Genomic DNA, 15,798 nt, shown 5'->3' on the forward strand with positions numbered 1-15,798 from the left:
CTGGTCCAGCTCCTGAAGGTTCAGGCCGAGAGCACGAGCCTAGACCACGGCCCGGACCGGCCATAGCGGTGATCTGCGCCGTGTCAGGTAGGAAAAAGCGGAGCGTGACGAACACACCCTGCGCGGGCGCGAGAGTGCGGTGGGCGTTGCACCTTGCAGCGGTCGTCCCGGCCGACATGCCTGCACCGCGCAGCGGCACGCCGAGCAACGGAGCCGACAAGCGAACTCGATCGAACGCGGTGAGCGCGACACCGCGGCATCCGCTTCCGTCTACGCCATCGAGGCATCACCGTGCCGATCAGCAGGACACTGCGTGACGCACGATCGCCAGTGCAGCCTGCCAGCCGGCGCCGCCCCCAATTCGCCTCGATTTCATGAGCGAAGCGCTATGTTCGACGCTGTTTCCGAGGAGTTCCCCCACATGCGTAAAGGCATTGCATTGATTGTCGGCGTGACCGGCATTTCCGGTTACAACCTCGCCAACGTCCTGGTTGCCGATGGATGGACCGTTTACGGCCTCGCACGTCGCCCACTGCCGCAGGATGGCGTCATTCCCGTCGCAGCCGACCTGCTCGACGCGGATAGCGCGGCCAAGGCCTTGCGTGGCCTGCCGATTACCCACGTCTTTTTCTGCACCTGGACGCGTCGCGACACCGAGCGCGAGAACGTCGAAGCCAACGGCGCAATGATGCGTCACCTGTGCGATGCGCTGAGCGATGCGCCGCTGCAGCACATGGCCCTGGTCACCGGCACCAAGCATTATCTGGGTGCGTTCGAAAATTACGGCAGCGGCAAGGCCGAAACGCCGTTCCGCGAGAGCGAACCACGCCAGCCGGGCGAGAATTTCTATTACACGCTCGAAGACCTGCTGTTCGCGCACGCCGAGCGTCATGGCTTCGGGTGGAGCGTGCATCGTTCGCACACCATGATCGGCATGGCCAATGGCAGCAATGCGATGAACATGGGCGTGACGCTGGCGGTCTATGCATCGCTGTGCAAGCACACCGGCCAGCCCTTCGTATTCCCGGGCTCGCAGGCGCAGTGGAACAGCCTCACCGATCTGACCGATGCCGGGCTGCTCGGGCGTCAGCTGGCCTGGGCAGGCCTGAGCCCGGCCGCACGCAACCAGGCCTTCAACACCGTCAATGGCGATGTATTCCGCTGGCGCTGGATGTGGGGCGAGATCGCCGCGTTCTTCGAACTCGACGCCGCGCCCTGCCCGGACACACCGCAGCCGTTGGAAGCGCGCCTGACCGAGGCGGCCCCTGCGCTTTGGGCCGAACTGGCGGCAAAGCACGACCTGGTGGAAGCGGACGTCAATCGCCTGGCCTCGTGGTGGCATACCGATGCGGACCTGGGCCGCGAGATCGAGTGCGTCAACGACATGACCAAGAGCCGCGAGCTGGGCTTCGTAGATTTCTACGACAGCCGCGCCTCGTTCTTCGAGCTGTTTACCCGGTTGCGGGCGCTGCGCATCATCCCCTGATCGACGGGATTGCATCGCTGCGGGTCGGCCTTCAACCCGCAGCAGTACGCGATCTGCCGCATCACGGTCGGCAGGCTCGCAGCTATACCGCCGACGGCGCCAATTCGCGCAGCCTGCCTTGATGCAGCTCCAGCACGCGGTCCAGACGCCGTGCCAGGCTGCGGTCGTGCGTCACCAGCACCAGGCTGGTGCGCTGCGCGCGGTTGAGTTCCAGCATCAGCTCGAACACCGTGCCGGCGGTCTTGTCGTCGAGATTGCCGGTGGGTTCGTCGCCCAGCACGCAGCCGGGCTTGTTGACCAGGGCGCGTGCCACTGCGCAACGTTGACGCTCGCCACCCGACAGCTCGCTGGGCTTGTGTTCGATGCGATGCCCGAGCCCGACCGATTCCAGCAACTGCAGCGCCTGCGCCCTGGCAACCGGCACGTCCTGGCCCGACAGCAGCACCGGCATCATCACGTTCTCCAGTGCGGTGAATTCCGGCAGCAGGTGATGGAACTGATACACGAAACCGAGCGCCTGGTTGCGTAGCTTGCCGCGCTGGCCATCGGACAGCGCCGACATGCGCTCGCCCGCCACATACACCTCGCCCGAGGTGGGAATATCCAGCCCGCCGAGCAGGTGCAGCAAGGTGCTCTTGCCAGCACCAGACGCGCCGACGATGGCCACGGTCTCGCCGGTGGCCACCGACAGATCCAGGCCGTCGAAAACCGGCGTGCGCATCTTGCCTTCGGCGTAGGTCTTGGCCAGACCCTCGGCCCGAATCACTGCCTCTGCTTGGTTTGGCTTTTGCACGACCGATTCCCGATTCCCGAATCCCGAATCCCGGATCTCATTCATAACGCAGCGCCTCCGCCGGCTGGGTGCGTGAGGCGCGCCACGCCGGATACAGGGTCGCCAGGAAACTCATCACCAATGCCACCACCGTGATCACGACCACATCCTGGGTCTGCATGTCGGTGGGCAGGCCGGTGATGTAATAGACGTCTTCCGGCAGCAGCTTGACGCTGAAGATCGTTTCGATCACACCAAGGATGCGCTCGAGATTGAGCGTCAGCACGATGCCGCCGATCACTCCCATGATCGTGCCCATGAAACCGATCAACGACCCCTGCACCATGAACACCTGCATCACCCCGCCGGGCGACAGGCCCAGTGTGCGCAGGATGGCGATGTCGGCCTGCTTGTCGGTCACCAGCATCACCTGCGACGACACCAGGTTGAAGGCGCCCATCGCCACGATCAGCGACAGCAGGATGCCCATCACGGTCTTTTCCATCTTCAGCGAGTGATAGAGATTGGCGTTTTCCTGCGTCCAGTCGCTCACCCGGTATGGGCCGTGCAGTTTCACCGCCAGATCGCGCGCCACCGGCCAGGCCTGATCCATGTCGTGCAGTTTCAGGCGCACGCCGGTCACGCCGTCCATGCGCAAGACGCGCGCCAGATCCTGCATGTTGACCACTGCCAGTCCGCGATCGATTTCGTTGTAACCGGCCTCGAAGATTCCACTGACGGTAAAGCGCTTGAGCCGCGGCATGGCGCCCAACGGCGTGGCCTGGGTATCGCTGAGCAGCACGACGATGCCGTCGCCCACGTCCACGCCCAGCCACAGGGCCAGTTCCTTGCCGATGACGATGTTGTAGGAACCGGGCGTCAGGCTGTCCACCGAGCCCTGCTGCATCTTCTTGGCCAGCACCGACACCTTGGCCTCTTCCGACGGAACGACGCCACGCACAATGGCCGGCTGCTTGCGCGGGCCCTGCAGCAACGATTCGGTTTCGATGTAGGGGGCCGCGCCGGCGATGCGCGGGTCGGCCATGGCGACCTCGACCGCATGCTGCCAATCGCGCATGGGCGCGCCGTCGGCACTGACGGTGGCATGCGCGGCCATCTGCAACAGACGGTCGCGGATCTCTTTCTGAAAACCGCTCATCACCGCCAGCGTGGTGATCAGCACGGTGACGCCCAGGGCGATGCCCAGGATCGATGCCATCGAGATAAACGAGATGAAGCCATTGCGCCGCTTGGCGCGCAGGTAGCGCAAGCCGATGGCAACCGGGATAGGTTTGAACATGCGGTTCAACCAGGAAAGGGACGCTATGGTGCCACTAGCGACCGCCGGGACGAAATGGCGTGTGCGTGAGCGGCCAGACGCAGTTCACGTCGTTGCGGCGCCGGCAGGGTGTCAGGCCAGAAATGCAGGCGTTCGCGGCGTGCATCGGCACGTGCCCACGACACCACCGCGATCGGCCCACGCCACGCAACCTGCAGGTCCTGCACGGCTTGGCCGTCGATGCTGGCGGGCAGCTCGCCCCACGGGATCAGCACCTGACGCGCAGGCGAGCGCAACAACGCCCGAAGCGATCGCGCGGCAGATACCGGCACCCAGGCAGACAGCAACGCCGCCAGCCATAGCGGCGCCCCGCTACGCCACACCGCGCACAGCGCCAGCACGGCCAGTGCGCTCACTGCGCAGACAAGCCCGCGCGAAGGCCGCCACTCAAGCCGGCAAGGCGCGGATATCGGCGATGAGGGCGGCATTGGCGGCATCGGGGCAGGCCTCGTATCCCATGAACCAGCGCCACAACTTATCGTCTTCGCAATCCAGCAGCTGTAGGAAAACAGCGCGCTCGGACTCGGAAGCCTGCGCCCAGCGTTGATCCAGATAACGCCCGAACAGTTGGTCCAGTTCGCGCATGCCACGCCGGCAACGCCAGCGCAACTTTTTCAGCAAGGTTTGCTCGTCCATTTCATCTCCCTATCGCCTGGCCAGAGGCGAAAACGACAGCGGCACCTGACCCAAGGGCCGGTGCCGCTGCGAACCACATCCCGCCAGGCGGGACCGCGCTGCCAGCAATCAGGCGCGACGCGCCATCATCAGCTTCTTGATTTCGGCAATAGCCAGTGCCGGATTCAGGCCCTTCGGGCAGGTCCGTGCGCAGTTCATGATGGTGTGGCAGCGATACAGCTTGAACGGGTCTTCCAGATCGTCCAGGCGCGCACCGGTGTCTTCGTCGCGCGAATCGATGATCCAGCGGTAGGCCTGCAACAGGATGGCCGGGCCCAGGTAACGCTCGCCGTTCCACCAGTAGCTCGGGCAGCTGGTCGAGCAGCACGCGCACAGGATGCACTCGTACAGGCCGTCGAGCTTCTTGCGATCTTCCGGCGACTGCAGGCGCTCGCGATCCGGCGGCGGCGGGGTCTGGGTGCGGATCCAGGGTTTGATCGAGGCATACTGCGCATAGAAATGCGTCAGGTCCGGCACCAGATCCTTGATCACGCTCATGTGCGGCAACGGATAGATCGGCACTTCCGACTTGCCGCAGGCCGCAATCGCCTTGGTGCAGGCCAGCGTATTGGTGCCGTCGATGTTCATCGCGCACGAGCCGCAGATGCCTTCGCGGCACGAACGACGGAACGCCAGGGTCGGGTCGATCTCGTTCTTGATCTTGATCAGCGCGTCCAACACCATCGGGCCGCACTTGTCGAGATCGATCTCATAGCTGTCGGTACGCGGGTTGGCGTCGCCATCCGGATCCCAGCGGTAGACCTTGAAGGTGCGCGTGTTCTTGGCGCCCTGTGCAGGGTAATGCTTGCCCTTGCCGATCTTTGAATTCTTGGGGAGGGTGAACTCTGCCATAGCTGCTCTCGTTGGCTCAGGCGATGCGCGGTGCGAACGACAACCGCACCGTGCGCATGAAAGTGAAAACGGTGGATGCCACCATCGAATCGATGGCGCAGCGGCCGGCCGGTTGCCGGCGCTGCGCCTGCGTCCTGCGACAGCCCCGCTGCTGCACGATGGCGCCAATCTGCCGGAACACACCGGCAGGCACCTTCGACGCAGACGTAGCGTGTTGCAGACGCATCAATCAGTACACGCGCGGCTTCGGCGGGACCACGTCCACGTCCTTGCTCAGCGTGTACATGTGCACCGGGCGATACTCGAATTCGCATTTGCCCTTGTCGTCGACGGTCACCAGCGTGTGCTTCTGCCAGTTGACGTCGTCGCGGTCCGGGAAGTCCTCGTGCGAGTGCGCGCCACGGCTTTCCTTGCGTTGCTCGGCCGAATTGATCGTCGCCACTGCATTGAGCAGCAGGTTGTTCAATTCGTAGGTCTCGATCAGGTCCGAGTTCCACACCAGCGAGCGGTCCGACACCTTGACGTCTTCGAAGGAAGCGAAGATCTCGGCCATCTTGTCCACGCCTTCCTTCAGCGTCTTGCTGGTACGGAACACGGCCGCGTCCGACTGCATGGTGCGCTGCATGTTGTCGCGGATCACCGAGGTCGGCGTGGAGCCGTTGGCATAGCGCAGCTTGTCCAGCAGGCCCAGCGCCTTGTCGCAGGCGTCGGACGGCAGCGGCTTGTGCGGCTGGTTGGTCTTAACCGTTTCGGCGCAACGGTTGGCCACCGCACGACCGAACACCACCAGGTCCAGCAACGAGTTGGAGCCCAGGCGGTTTGCGCCATGTACCGACACGCAGGCCGCTTCGCCGATGGCGTACAGGCCGGGCACCACCGCGTCCGGGTTGTCGCCCTGCTTGCGCACGACTTCGCCGTAATAGTTGGTCGGGATGCCACCCATGTTGTAGTGCACGGTCGGCAGCACCGGAATCGGCTGCTTGGTCACGTCCACACCGGCAAAGATGTGCGCGCTTTCGGCGATACCGGGCAGCTTGTCGTTGATCACTTCCGGGCCGAGGTGGGTCAGGTCGAGCAGGATGTGATCCTTGTGCTCACCCACGCCACGGCCTTCGCGGATCTCCACCGTCATCGAGCGCGATACCACGTCGCGCGAGGCCAGATCCTTGTAGTGCGGTGCATAGCGCTCCATGAAGCGCTCGCCATTGCTGTTACGCAAAATGCCGCCTTCGCCGCGCACGCCCTCGGTGATCAGGCAGCCCGCACCGTAAATGCCGGTGGGATGGAACTGCACGAACTCCATGTCCTGCACCGGCAGGCCGGCACGCATCACCAGACCACCGCCGTCACCGGTACAGGTATGCGCGGAGGTGGCGCTGAAATAGGCACGGCCGTAACCGCCGGTGGCCAGCACCACGCCATGGGCGCGGAACAGGTGCAACGTGCCATCGGCCATGTCCAGCGCAAGCACGCCGCGGCAGACGCCTTCTTCGTCGAAGATCAGGTCGAGCGCGAAGTACTCGATCATGAAGCGCGCGTTGTGCGCCAGCGACTGCTGGTACAGCGTGTGCAACATGGCGTGGCCGGTACGGTCGGCTGCGGCGCAGGTGCGCTGCGCGGACGGGCCTTCGCCGTACTTGGTGGTCATGCCGCCGAACGGGCGCTGGTAGATCTTGCCCTCTTCGGTGCGCGAGAACGGCACACCGTAGTGCTCCAGCTCGATGATGGCCGGGATCGCCTCGCGACACATGTACTCGATCGCGTCCTGGTCGCCCAGCCAGTCGGAGCCCTTGATGGTGTCGTAGAAGTGATAGCGCCAGTCGTCCTCGCCCATGTTGCCGAGCGCGGCGGAAATACCGCCCTGCGCAGCGACGGTATGCGAACGGGTCGGGAAGACCTTGGTCAGGCAGACGGTCTGCAAGCCCTTCTGGGCCAGACCGAACGTGGCGCGCAGGCCGGCACCGCCGGCGCCCACCACGACCATGTCGTACTTGTGTTCTGTGATCTTGTAAGCGGACATCGAATTATGGATTCCTATTTGGTCGCTGGCGACTCAGCTGATGCCCAGCGCGATACGCGCCACGGCAAACACGCTGACGATGGCGCCCAGCACGGCGACGAAGCGCACGATGGTCTGCGCCGCAAGCGCGAGCAGCGAGTTGTGCACGTAATCTTCCAGCACCACCTGCATGCCCAGCTGCGCATGCCAGAACGAGGCGATCAGGAAGCCGACCAGCAGAATCGCGTTCCACGGCTTGGCGACGGCGGCGCTGGCGGTCGCATGGTCGGCGCCGATCAGGCTCAGCACGAAGATCAGGAACCAGATCGACAACGGCACCAGAGCGGTGGCGGTCAGACGCTGGACGACGAAATGCTCGGTACCGGTCTTGGCGGCACCCAGGCCTCGCACGTTTTTCAGCGGGGTACGGTAGCGGCTCATGCAGCACCTCCAGACAACAGGACGTAAGCCCAGATCGCGGCGGTGAGCACCAGGCTCAGCACCACCGACAGCCAGCCCAGGCTGACGAACGAACGCACGGCGTAGCCCTGGCCGAAGTCCTGCAGGATGTGGCGCAACCCACCGAACAGGTGGAAGGCAAAGCTCCAGGTCCAGCCGAACAGGAACACCTGCCCGTACCAGGCGGCAGCATGTTCGCGCAGGCAATTCCAGTGGTCGGGGCCAAGCATCAATGTGAGCAAGGCGGCGGCAATTCCCAAGGCGCCGACCGACAGAACAATGCCGGTGGCTCGATTGAGAATCGAGGTCACCATCTGGATCTGCCAGCGGTACACCTGGAGATGCGGGGAAAGAGGACGTTCGCGGATCGCCATTCGCTGGGCTCGTTATCTCGGCTGGGCGGCACTAGGCCGCTGTGGCTAAAAGCTGCTCAAAAATCGATGCAGCGTCCATTTTTTTCCCAGTCGCCGTAGCGCGTTGGCTCAGGGCCGTCGCGCCCACCGATCTCTTTGGGCAGTGGCTTCTTCTCGGGAATGTGCTCCTGAGGGGAAGGCTGCGTCTCGGAATCCTGCGATGGCGTGGGGGTTGGATGGCCTATCATAGTGGTCTCACAACATTGCGATTTTAGTCCTCCCCTTCCGTGGCTGACAACCTGAATCTTATTCCGCAGGGTTTTGGCTCCCTGCACGACATGCAATACGTCCGATTGGCCGGCGCGGATGCAGTGGCGTTTGCGCATGCCCAATTTGCCAATGACGTCCAGGCGCTGGCGATCGGGCAGTGGCAATGGAATGCGTGGTTGACGGCGAAGGGGCGCGTGGTTGCCATCTTCGCACTCCTGCGTGAGGACGACGCGCAAGTGCTGATGCTGTTGCCGGACGGCAATGCAGCCGAGATCGCCGCGCAGCTCGGCCGTTTCGTGTTCCGGCGCAAGCTGACAATCAACGCCATCAAGCTATCGGCGTATGGCGGCTTCGAGCCGGCGCAACGCGCGCACGGTGCACACGCCGATATCGGAACGCTGCATATCGCGCTGGACATGGGCACTGCCGGGCGGCCGCGCACGCTGCTGCTTGCGCAGGACACGTCATTGGCCGCGCCGATGGAAGTGCCGAGCATCGACGCGCGATGGCGCCAGGAAGATCTGCAACTAGGGCTGGTTCGCCTGCCGCAGGCCCAGCGCGAACAGTGGACGCCGCAACAACTTGCGCTGGACCGCCTGCACGCTTTCAGCGTCAAGAAGGGCTGCTACCCCGGCCAGGAAATCGTGGCGCGCACGCACTTTCTGGGCAAGGCCAAGCGTGCGTTGCAGTTGCTGGAGATCGAAGGCAAGGCCGAAGCCGGCGACAGTGTCGTGCTCGACGGCACCGCCATCGGGACAGTGGTCAGTGTCGCCGAACCACTTGCGCTGGCCGTGCTCCCGCTGGATCTGGCCCTGGGCGATGACGCCGTGCTGCAGGCAGGCGCGCACCGCGCGCGCCCGCTCGCCCTCCTTCCCGGCCTGGAGCGTTAGGCCGGCTCCAGCCGCTGCCCGGTCGCCGGGTCGAAGAAATGCAGCGCATCACTGCGCAACGCCAGGCGCAGCGGCTGCCCGACCGCAGGCAGGGCCTGCGGCGCCACACGGATCACCAGCGGCTGGCCGCCGCGGTCCAGGTTGAGGAAGATCTCGTTGCCTACCGGCTCGATCACTTCCACCCGTGCCTCGAAGCCCAGCCGTGCGTCTTCGGACGGTTGCAGGTGCTCGGGGCGCACGCCGACGATCACGTCCTGACCGAACCAGCGACGATCAACCCGGGCAGCGCCCAACGGCACTCGCCAGCCATCGGCCAGCACCAGGTGCAGGCCATCCTGCTCGTCCAGACGCCCCTGCAGCACATTCATTGCCGGGCTGCCCAGAAAGCCGGCCACGAACAGATTGGCCGGGCGGTCGTACAGCGCCATCGGGCTGTCGATCTGCTGGATCACGCCGTCCTTGAGCACCACGATGCGCTGGCCGAGCGTCATTGCCTCGACCTGGTCGTGGGTGACATAGATCATGGTGGTGCCGAGCTTGCGATGCAGCTGCGCGATCTCGGTGCGCACGCTGTGGCGCAGCTTGGCGTCCAGGTTGGACAGCGGCTCATCGAGCAGGAACACCGAGGATTCGCGCACCATCGCCCGGCCCAGTGCCACGCGCTGGCGCTGGCCGCCGGACATGGCCTTGGGCAGCTTGTCCAGCATCGGGGTCAGGCCCAGCAGCTCGGCCGCATTGTTGACGCGCTCGGCGATGACCTGCTTCGGGTGGCCGCGCAGCTTGAGCCCGAAGGCCAGATTCTCGGCGACGGTCATGTGCGGATACAGCGCGTAGCTCTGGAACACCATGGCGATGTCGCGGTCTTTCGGCGCCACGTCGTTGACCACGCGCTCGCCGATCTTCAGCGTGCCGGCGCTGATGTCCTCCAGCCCGGCGATCATGCGCAGCAAGGTCGACTTGCCGCAGCCGGACGGCCCGACCAGCACCATCAACTCGCCATCGGCGACCTCGAAGCTTGCGCCCTGCACCGCCACCTGGCCGTTTTCATAGACCTTGCGGACACCTTCCAACTGCACTTTCGCCATCGTTCGGCCTCGACTGTGTATGCGCCCTGCCCTCGGCCCTCCCGACGGCAATGACGACCGACCCGTTTGCGCGAAATCTCTGTGCAAACGAATGCATTGGTTTATTCTGACATGTAATCGTTTTCACATGGCAACATCGATCTCGGGAGGGACCATGCCGCTACCGACGCACGCCGCAGTTTCCAGCGGCGTCACCAGTGCCTCGCCACCCGGCATTCCGCCACGCAGGTGCAGGTATGCCGCCGGGGCGCTAACCCCTCACGGCCCGTTGCTGCAACAATCGGGGGCTGGACGTCAGCGTCCATCCCCCGCTGCGCGCACGCAAGTGTCGCTCAGGAACAGACGTACCGACCGCCGGCTGTCCGGCGCCTTTCCGCCAAGCCGCTGATAACGATGTCTCCAGAATCTGAAACTCGGTCCATGCACAACACCCTGATCCTGTTCGGCGCCACCGGCGATCTCGCCCAGCGCTATCTTTTTCCCTCCCTGCTGCGCTTGTTCGTCGACGGCCTGTTGCCGGAGGACTTCCGCATCCGTGCGCTGGCATTGTCGCCGCACGACACCGAGGCGTTCCGCGAGGTGCTGCGGCCGCGCCTGACCGAGGCGTTGCCGATCGCCACGCCCGAGCAGATCCAGACACTGCTGCAGCGGGTGGATTACCGCTCGGTGGATCTGCGCGATGCAGAGTCGGTGGCCAATGCGGTGCGCGAGCTGGCCAACCGCCAGTGCGTCAGCTACCTGGCGATCCCGCCGGGGCTGTACATCAGCACCTGCCAGGGCCTGGCCCTGGGTGGCGCGCTGGCGGCACCGCACCGGCTGATGCTGGAAAAACCGATCGGCCACGATTCGGACAGCGCCCGCGAGATCCTGCAGTCGATCGGCGCGCTGATCGACGAAGACCGCGTGTTCCGTCTCGACCATTACCTGGGCAAGGCGGCGGTGCAGAACCTGATCGCGCTGCGCTTCGGCAACACGCTGCTCGAAGCGGTGTGGAACCGCACCTACATCGAGTCGGTGCAGATCCTGGTCGCCGAAAGCGAAGGCGTGGACGGGCGCGACGCGTATTACGCGCGCTCCGGCGCACTGCGCGACATGGTCCAGAGCCATATCCTGCAGCTGCTGTGCCTGGTGGCGATGGAGCCGCCGGCCTCGCTGGAAGCCGACCGCATCCGCGACGAGAAGGTCAAGGTACTGCGGGCGCTGCGCCCGATGACCGCCGACCACGCCGCGCACGACAGCGTGCGCGGCCGCTACACCGCCGGCACCATCAACGGCCAACCGGCGCAGGCCTATCACCCGCCGGAAGGCAGCGACGTGGAAACCTTCGTCGCGGTGACTGCGCATATCGACAACTGGCGCTGGGCAGGGGTGCCGTTCCACCTGTGCACCGGCAAGCGCCTGGCCGAGCGCTCCACCCGGATCGTGGTGACGCTCAAGCCGGTCACGCATTGGCTGTTCGAGCGCCCGGACCGCCAGAACGCGGTGCCCAACCGCCTGACCTTCCAGCTGCAGCCGCAGGAAAACATCGAACTCGGCCTGATGAGCAGCCTGGCCGGCCCGGAATGGGGCGCCATCGAGCTGCAGCCGCTGGAACTGGAACTGTCGGTGCCAACCGGCCTGCACCGCCGCATCGCTTACGAGCGGCTGTTCGTGGACGCCTTCAACGGCAACCCGGCCCTGTTCGTGCGCGATGACGAGGTCAAGGCCGCCTGGGCCTGGATCGACAGCGTCAGCGATGCCTGGAAGGACGCAGCCCTGCCGTTGCAGCCCTACCCGGCTGGCAGCTGGGGCCCCGACGCCGCTACCCCGTTCCTGCCTCCGGCCACCGACGCACAGGGAAACAACGCATGACCGCTCCTTCCAAGCCGGTGCTGGTTGCCGATATCGGCGGCACCAACGCGCGCTTCGCGCTGGCCGATGTCGACGCCTCGGTACCGCTGCTGGATGACACCTCGCGCGAATTTGCGGTGGTGGAGTTCGCTTCGCTTGGCGAAGCCGCGCGTTACTACCTCGACCAGATCGGCGTGCAGGCCACCCAGGGCGTGTTCGCCGTGGCCGGCCGCGTCGATGGCGACGAAGCCCGCATCACCAATCATCCGTGGGTGATCTCGCGCACGCGCACCGCCAGCATGCTGGGTTTCAGCACGCTGCACCTGATCAACGACTTCGCCGCCCAGGCCATGGCGATCAGCCTGTTGCGGCCACAGGACGTGGTGCAGGTCGGCGGCGCCAGCTGGCGGCCGGCGCCGATCGATCAGCCGCGCAACTATGGCGTGATCGGTCCCGGCACCGGCCTGGGCGTGGGTGGTCTGATCATCCGCAACGGGCGCTGTTTTCCGCTGGAAACCGAAGGTGGCCATGTCAGCTTCCCGCCGGGCACGCCCGAGGAAATCCGCGTGCTGGAGATCCTCTCCGAGCAGTTCGGCCGGGTCTCCAACGAGCGCCTGATCTGCGGGCCGGGGCTGGTCAACATCCATCGCGCCCTGAGCGAGATCGCCGGGATCGACCCGGGCCCGCTGGAGCCCAAGGACATCACCGCACGCGCAGCCGCTGGCGACCCGCGTTCGGCGCGCACCATCGACCTGTTCTGCGCCATCTTCGGTGCGATCGCCGGCGACATGGTGCTGATGCAGGGCGCCTGGGACGGCGTGTTCCTCACCGGCGGGCTGGTGCCCAAGGTGCTGGATTCGCTGCAGCACTCCGGCTTCCGCCAGCGTTTCGAACACAAGGGCCGGTTCTCCGCCATCATGTCGCGGGTGCCGTCGCTGGCGGTCATGCATCCCCATGCCGGTCTGCTTGGCGCCGCCGCGTATGCGGTGGACGCGCAACGCCAGCACCCCGGGGAGCAGCGATGAACCTGCAGGACAACCCGCGCATCACCCTGGTGCGTTACGAAGACCCGGCCGAGTGGACCGAGGCGGTGGCCAGCGAAATGGCCGACCTGCTCGAACAGGAGATATCGCGGCGTGGCCAGGCGCGCATGCTGCTCTCGGGCGGCACGACGCCAGCGCCGGTGTACGAATCGCTCGCCCACCGCCCGCTGGACTGGTCGCGGGTGGAGGTAGGCCTGGTCGACGAGCGCTGGCTCTCGCCGCAGGACCAGGACAGCAACGCCTGGCTGGTCAATCACAGCTTCCTGACCCACGCACCGGCGGCCACCTTCATCCCGCTGGTGCGCCCCGGCAAGCAGTTGCCCGAGTGCGTGCACACCGCCAACCTGCAGGCCACCCATGCCGAGCCGGCCTGTCTGGCGGTGCTGGGCATGGGCGGCGACGGGCACACCGCTTCGCTGTTCCCAGGCTCCACCGACCTGCCCAAGGCGCTCGCCAGCCCGCAGCCGTACGCCTCGCTGGATGCGACCGGCTGCCCGGGCGCGAACCAGTGGCCGTTGCGCATCACCCTCACGCCTGCCGGTCTGTCCGCGATCCCGACCCGCCTGCTGCTGTTGCGCGGCAAGCAGAAGCTGGATGTGTTGCAGGCCGCGCTGGCAGGCGAGGACGTCGGCGAGTACCCGATCCGCGTGGCGCTGCAGCAGCCTGGCCCGCGCTTGCGGGTGCATTGGTGTCAGTGATGCGAGTCCCCTCGCAGGAGGCGATCTCGTGCGAGTCCTTCGCAACAGCCCGCACATCCATGTGCGGGGAATTAAAAGCGCATTTCCTTTCCCGTTTTTCATAGCCGGTAGCCAATGAGCCTGCATCCGAACATTCAAGCTGTCACCGACCGTATCCGCAAGCGCAGCGCGCCGTCGCGCGCGGCGTATCTGGCCGGTCTCGATGCCGCCCTGCGCGAGGGACCGTTCCGTAGCCGTTTGAGCTGCGGCAATCTTGCCCATGGCTTTGCTGCGTCCGAGCCGACCGACAAGTCGCGCCTGCGCGGTGCGGCCACCCCCAACCTGGGCATCATCACTGCCTACAACGACATGCTGTCGGCGCATCAGCCGTTCGAGCATTATCCGCAGCTGATCCGCGACACGGCGCGTTCGCTCGGCGCCACCGCGCAGGTCGCCGGTGGCGTGCCGGCCATGTGCGACGGCGTGACCCAGGGCCGCGCCGGCATGGAACTGTCGCTGTTCTCGCGCGACAACATTGCCCAGGCTGCCGCGATCGGCCTGAGTCACGACATGTTCGATAGCGTGGTGTACCTGGGCGTATGCGACAAGATCGTGCCGGGCCTGCTGATCGGCGCGCTGGCATTCGGGCACCTGCCGGCGATCTTCATGCCGGCCGGCCCGATGACGCCAGGCATCCCGAACAAGCAGAAGGCCGAAGTGCGCGAGCGCTATGCCGCAGGCGAAGCCACCCGCGCCGAACTGCTGGAAGCGGAATCTTCGTCGTACCACTCGCCCGGCACCTGCACCTTCTACGGCACCGCCAATTCCAATCAGGTGTTGCTGGAGGCGATGGGCGTGCAGCTGCCCGGCGCCTCGTTCGTCAACCCGGAATTGCCGCTACGCGACGCGTTGACCCGCGAGGGCACCGCACGTGCGTTGGCCATTTCTGCGCTGGGCCAGGATTTCCGCCCGTTCGGCCGCCTGATCGACGAGCGCGCCATCGTCAACGCGGTGGTCGCGCTGATGGCCACCGGCGGCTCGACCAACCACACCATCCACTGGATCGCGGTGGCACGTGCGGCCGGCATCGTGCTGACCTGGGACGACATGGATCTGATTTCGCAGACCGTGCCGCTGCTGACCCGCGTCTACCCGAACGGGGAGGCCGACGTGAACCGCTTCCAGGCCGCGGGCGGCACTGCGTTCGTGTTCCGCGAGCTGATGGACGCAGGCTACATGCACGACGACCTGCCCACCGTGGTCGAAGGCGGCATGCGCGCCTACGTCAACGAGCCGCGCCTGCAGGACGGCAAGGTCACCTATGTTCCGGGTACCGCGACCACCGCCGACGACAGCGTGGCGCGCCCGGTCAGCGATGCCTTCGAAGCGCAGGGCGGTCTACGCCTGCTGCGCGGCAACCTGGGGCGGTCGCTGATCAAGCTGTCGGCGGTCAAGCCGCAGCATCGCACGATCGAAGCGCCGGCGGTGGTGATCGACACGCCGCAGGTGCTCAACAAGCTGCATGCCGCTGGCGTGCTGCCGCACGATTTCGTGGTGGTGCTGCGCTACCAGGGCCCGCGCGCGAACGGCATGCCCGAGCTGCATTCGATGGCGCCATTGCTGGGCCTGTTGCAGAACCAGGGCCGCCGCGTGGCCTTGGTGACCGATGGCCGCCTTTCCGGCGCGTCGGGCAAGTTCCCGGCGGCGATCCATCTCACCCCCGAAGCGGCGCGCGGCGGCCCGATCGGACGCGTCCGCGAAGGCGACATCGTACGTCTGAACGGCGAAGCCGGCACCCTGGAAGTGCTGGTGTCGGCCGAAGAATGGGCATCGCGCGAGGTGGCGCCGAACACCGCCGTGGCGGGCAATGACCTGGGCCGCAACCTGTTTGCGATCAACCGGCAGGTCGTCGGCCCGGCCGACCAGGGCGCGATCTCCATTTCCTGCGGCCCGACCCATCCGGACGGTGCGCTGTGGAGCTACGACGCCGAATACGAACTCGGAGCCGATGCGGCCGCGGCGGCTGCACCGCACGAGTCCAAGGACGCCTGACCCCTTACCCTCTGCG

17 protein-coding genes are annotated in these 15,798 nt (G+C 65.8%); 6 read left to right on the forward strand and 11 right to left on the reverse strand.

Going from position 1 to position 15,798, the window contains the following annotated elements; translation table 11 throughout:
• The first annotated feature begins 421 nt into the window (after positions 1 to 421).
• A complete protein-coding gene (locus ACCQ10_RS10915; RefSeq protein ID WP_372360635.1) occupies positions 422 to 1,486 on the forward strand; it encodes an SDR family oxidoreductase in 1,065 nt (354 codons plus the stop codon).
• 82 nt (positions 1,487 to 1,568) lie between these two features.
• On the opposite strand, the gene lolD is transcribed toward ACCQ10_RS10915, so the two are convergent.
• The 10 genes from lolD to ACCQ10_RS10965 form a co-directional block, all read right to left on the reverse strand.
• Positions 1,569 to 2,324 carry a lipoprotein-releasing ABC transporter ATP-binding protein LolD gene (gene lolD, locus ACCQ10_RS10920; protein ID WP_184370767.1) on the reverse strand — a complete coding sequence of 252 codons (756 nt, stop codon included), beginning with the start codon at positions 2,322 to 2,324 and terminating at the stop codon, positions 1,569 to 1,571.
• Positions 2,317 to 3,558: a lipoprotein-releasing ABC transporter permease subunit gene (locus ACCQ10_RS10925; RefSeq protein WP_039565431.1), complete on the reverse strand. Its 1,242-nt coding sequence runs from the start codon at positions 3,556 to 3,558 to the stop codon at positions 2,317 to 2,319. Before ACCQ10_RS10925 ends, lolD begins: the two co-directional genes overlap by 8 nt.
• A 23-nt stretch (positions 3,559 to 3,581) precedes the next feature.
• Positions 3,582 to 4,034, reverse strand: coding sequence for a YgfX family protein (locus ACCQ10_RS10930; protein ID WP_372360636.1), 453 nt, complete (start codon positions 4,032 to 4,034; stop codon positions 3,582 to 3,584).
• On the reverse strand, positions 3,985 to 4,233 hold the full coding sequence (locus ACCQ10_RS10935; protein WP_047694862.1) for an FAD assembly factor SdhE: 249 nt from the start codon (positions 4,231 to 4,233) through the stop codon (positions 3,985 to 3,987). The genes ACCQ10_RS10930 and ACCQ10_RS10935 overlap by 50 nt, the downstream gene beginning before the upstream one ends.
• Before the next feature lie 108 nt (positions 4,234 to 4,341).
• Entirely contained in the window at positions 4,342 to 5,124 is a 783-nt protein-coding gene (locus ACCQ10_RS10940) for a succinate dehydrogenase iron-sulfur subunit (protein ID WP_039409057.1), read from the reverse strand.
• Between the two features lie 16 nt (positions 5,125 to 5,140).
• Complete coding sequence (locus ACCQ10_RS10945; RefSeq protein ID WP_372363107.1) at positions 5,141 to 5,344, reverse strand: hypothetical protein; 204 nt, start codon at positions 5,342 to 5,344, stop codon at positions 5,141 to 5,143.
• 9 nt (positions 5,345 to 5,353) lie between these two features.
• Positions 5,354 to 7,144 (reverse strand): succinate dehydrogenase flavoprotein subunit, encoded by a 1,791-nt coding sequence (gene sdhA, locus ACCQ10_RS10950; protein ID WP_039409054.1) that lies wholly within the window; start codon positions 7,142 to 7,144, stop codon positions 5,354 to 5,356.
• 33 nt (positions 7,145 to 7,177) lie between these two features.
• Positions 7,178 to 7,564, reverse strand: a complete 387-nt coding sequence (gene sdhD, locus ACCQ10_RS10955) for a succinate dehydrogenase, hydrophobic membrane anchor protein (protein WP_184384507.1) — start codon at positions 7,562 to 7,564, stop codon at positions 7,178 to 7,180.
• On the reverse strand, positions 7,561 to 7,956 hold the full coding sequence (gene sdhC / locus ACCQ10_RS10960) for a succinate dehydrogenase, cytochrome b556 subunit (RefSeq protein ID WP_047694866.1): 396 nt from the start codon (positions 7,954 to 7,956) through the stop codon (positions 7,561 to 7,563). The genes sdhD and sdhC overlap by 4 nt, the downstream gene beginning before the upstream one ends.
• Before the next feature lie 56 nt (positions 7,957 to 8,012).
• A complete protein-coding gene (locus ACCQ10_RS10965) occupies positions 8,013 to 8,321 on the reverse strand; it encodes a DUF1674 domain-containing protein (RefSeq protein WP_338063804.1) in 309 nt (102 codons plus the stop codon).
• Here ACCQ10_RS10965 and ygfZ point away from each other — a divergent pair.
• On the forward strand, positions 8,223 to 9,095 hold the full coding sequence (gene ygfZ / locus ACCQ10_RS10970) for a CAF17-like 4Fe-4S cluster assembly/insertion protein YgfZ (protein ID WP_372360637.1): 873 nt from the start codon (positions 8,223 to 8,225) through the stop codon (positions 9,093 to 9,095). The genes ACCQ10_RS10965 and ygfZ overlap by 99 nt on opposite strands.
• Here the strand turns inward: ygfZ and ACCQ10_RS10975 are convergent.
• Entirely contained in the window at positions 9,092 to 10,180 is a 1,089-nt protein-coding gene (locus ACCQ10_RS10975; protein ID WP_047694870.1) for an ABC transporter ATP-binding protein, read from the reverse strand. The two genes, ygfZ and ACCQ10_RS10975, sit on opposite strands and share 4 nt — an antisense overlap.
• A gap of 420 nt (positions 10,181 to 10,600) precedes the next feature.
• On the opposite strand from ACCQ10_RS10975, the gene zwf reads away from it, so the two are divergent.
• The 4 genes from zwf (at position 10,601) to edd (ending at position 15,782) form a co-directional block, all read left to right on the forward strand.
• Positions 10,601 to 12,031 (forward strand): glucose-6-phosphate dehydrogenase, encoded by a 1,431-nt coding sequence (gene zwf / locus ACCQ10_RS10980; RefSeq protein ID WP_104580695.1) that lies wholly within the window; start codon positions 10,601 to 10,603, stop codon positions 12,029 to 12,031.
• Complete coding sequence (gene glk / locus ACCQ10_RS10985; RefSeq protein ID WP_046964087.1) at positions 12,028 to 13,035, forward strand: glucokinase; 1,008 nt, start codon at positions 12,028 to 12,030, stop codon at positions 13,033 to 13,035. Before zwf ends, glk begins: the two co-directional genes overlap by 4 nt.
• Positions 13,032 to 13,751, forward strand: a complete 720-nt coding sequence (gene pgl / locus ACCQ10_RS10990; protein WP_039409036.1) for a 6-phosphogluconolactonase — start codon at positions 13,032 to 13,034, stop codon at positions 13,749 to 13,751. Before glk ends, pgl begins: the two co-directional genes overlap by 4 nt.
• 114 nt (positions 13,752 to 13,865) lie before the next feature.
• Positions 13,866 to 15,782 (forward strand): phosphogluconate dehydratase, encoded by a 1,917-nt coding sequence (gene edd, locus ACCQ10_RS10995; protein WP_372360638.1) that lies wholly within the window; start codon positions 13,866 to 13,868, stop codon positions 15,780 to 15,782.
• Positions 15,783 to 15,798: the final 16 nt, after the last annotated feature.

Origin of the sequence: Xanthomonas sp. NCPPB 1325 (genome assembly GCF_041477645.2) — a bacterium.
Lineage (GTDB): Bacteria > Pseudomonadota > Gammaproteobacteria > Xanthomonadales > Xanthomonadaceae > Xanthomonas > Xanthomonas cannabis.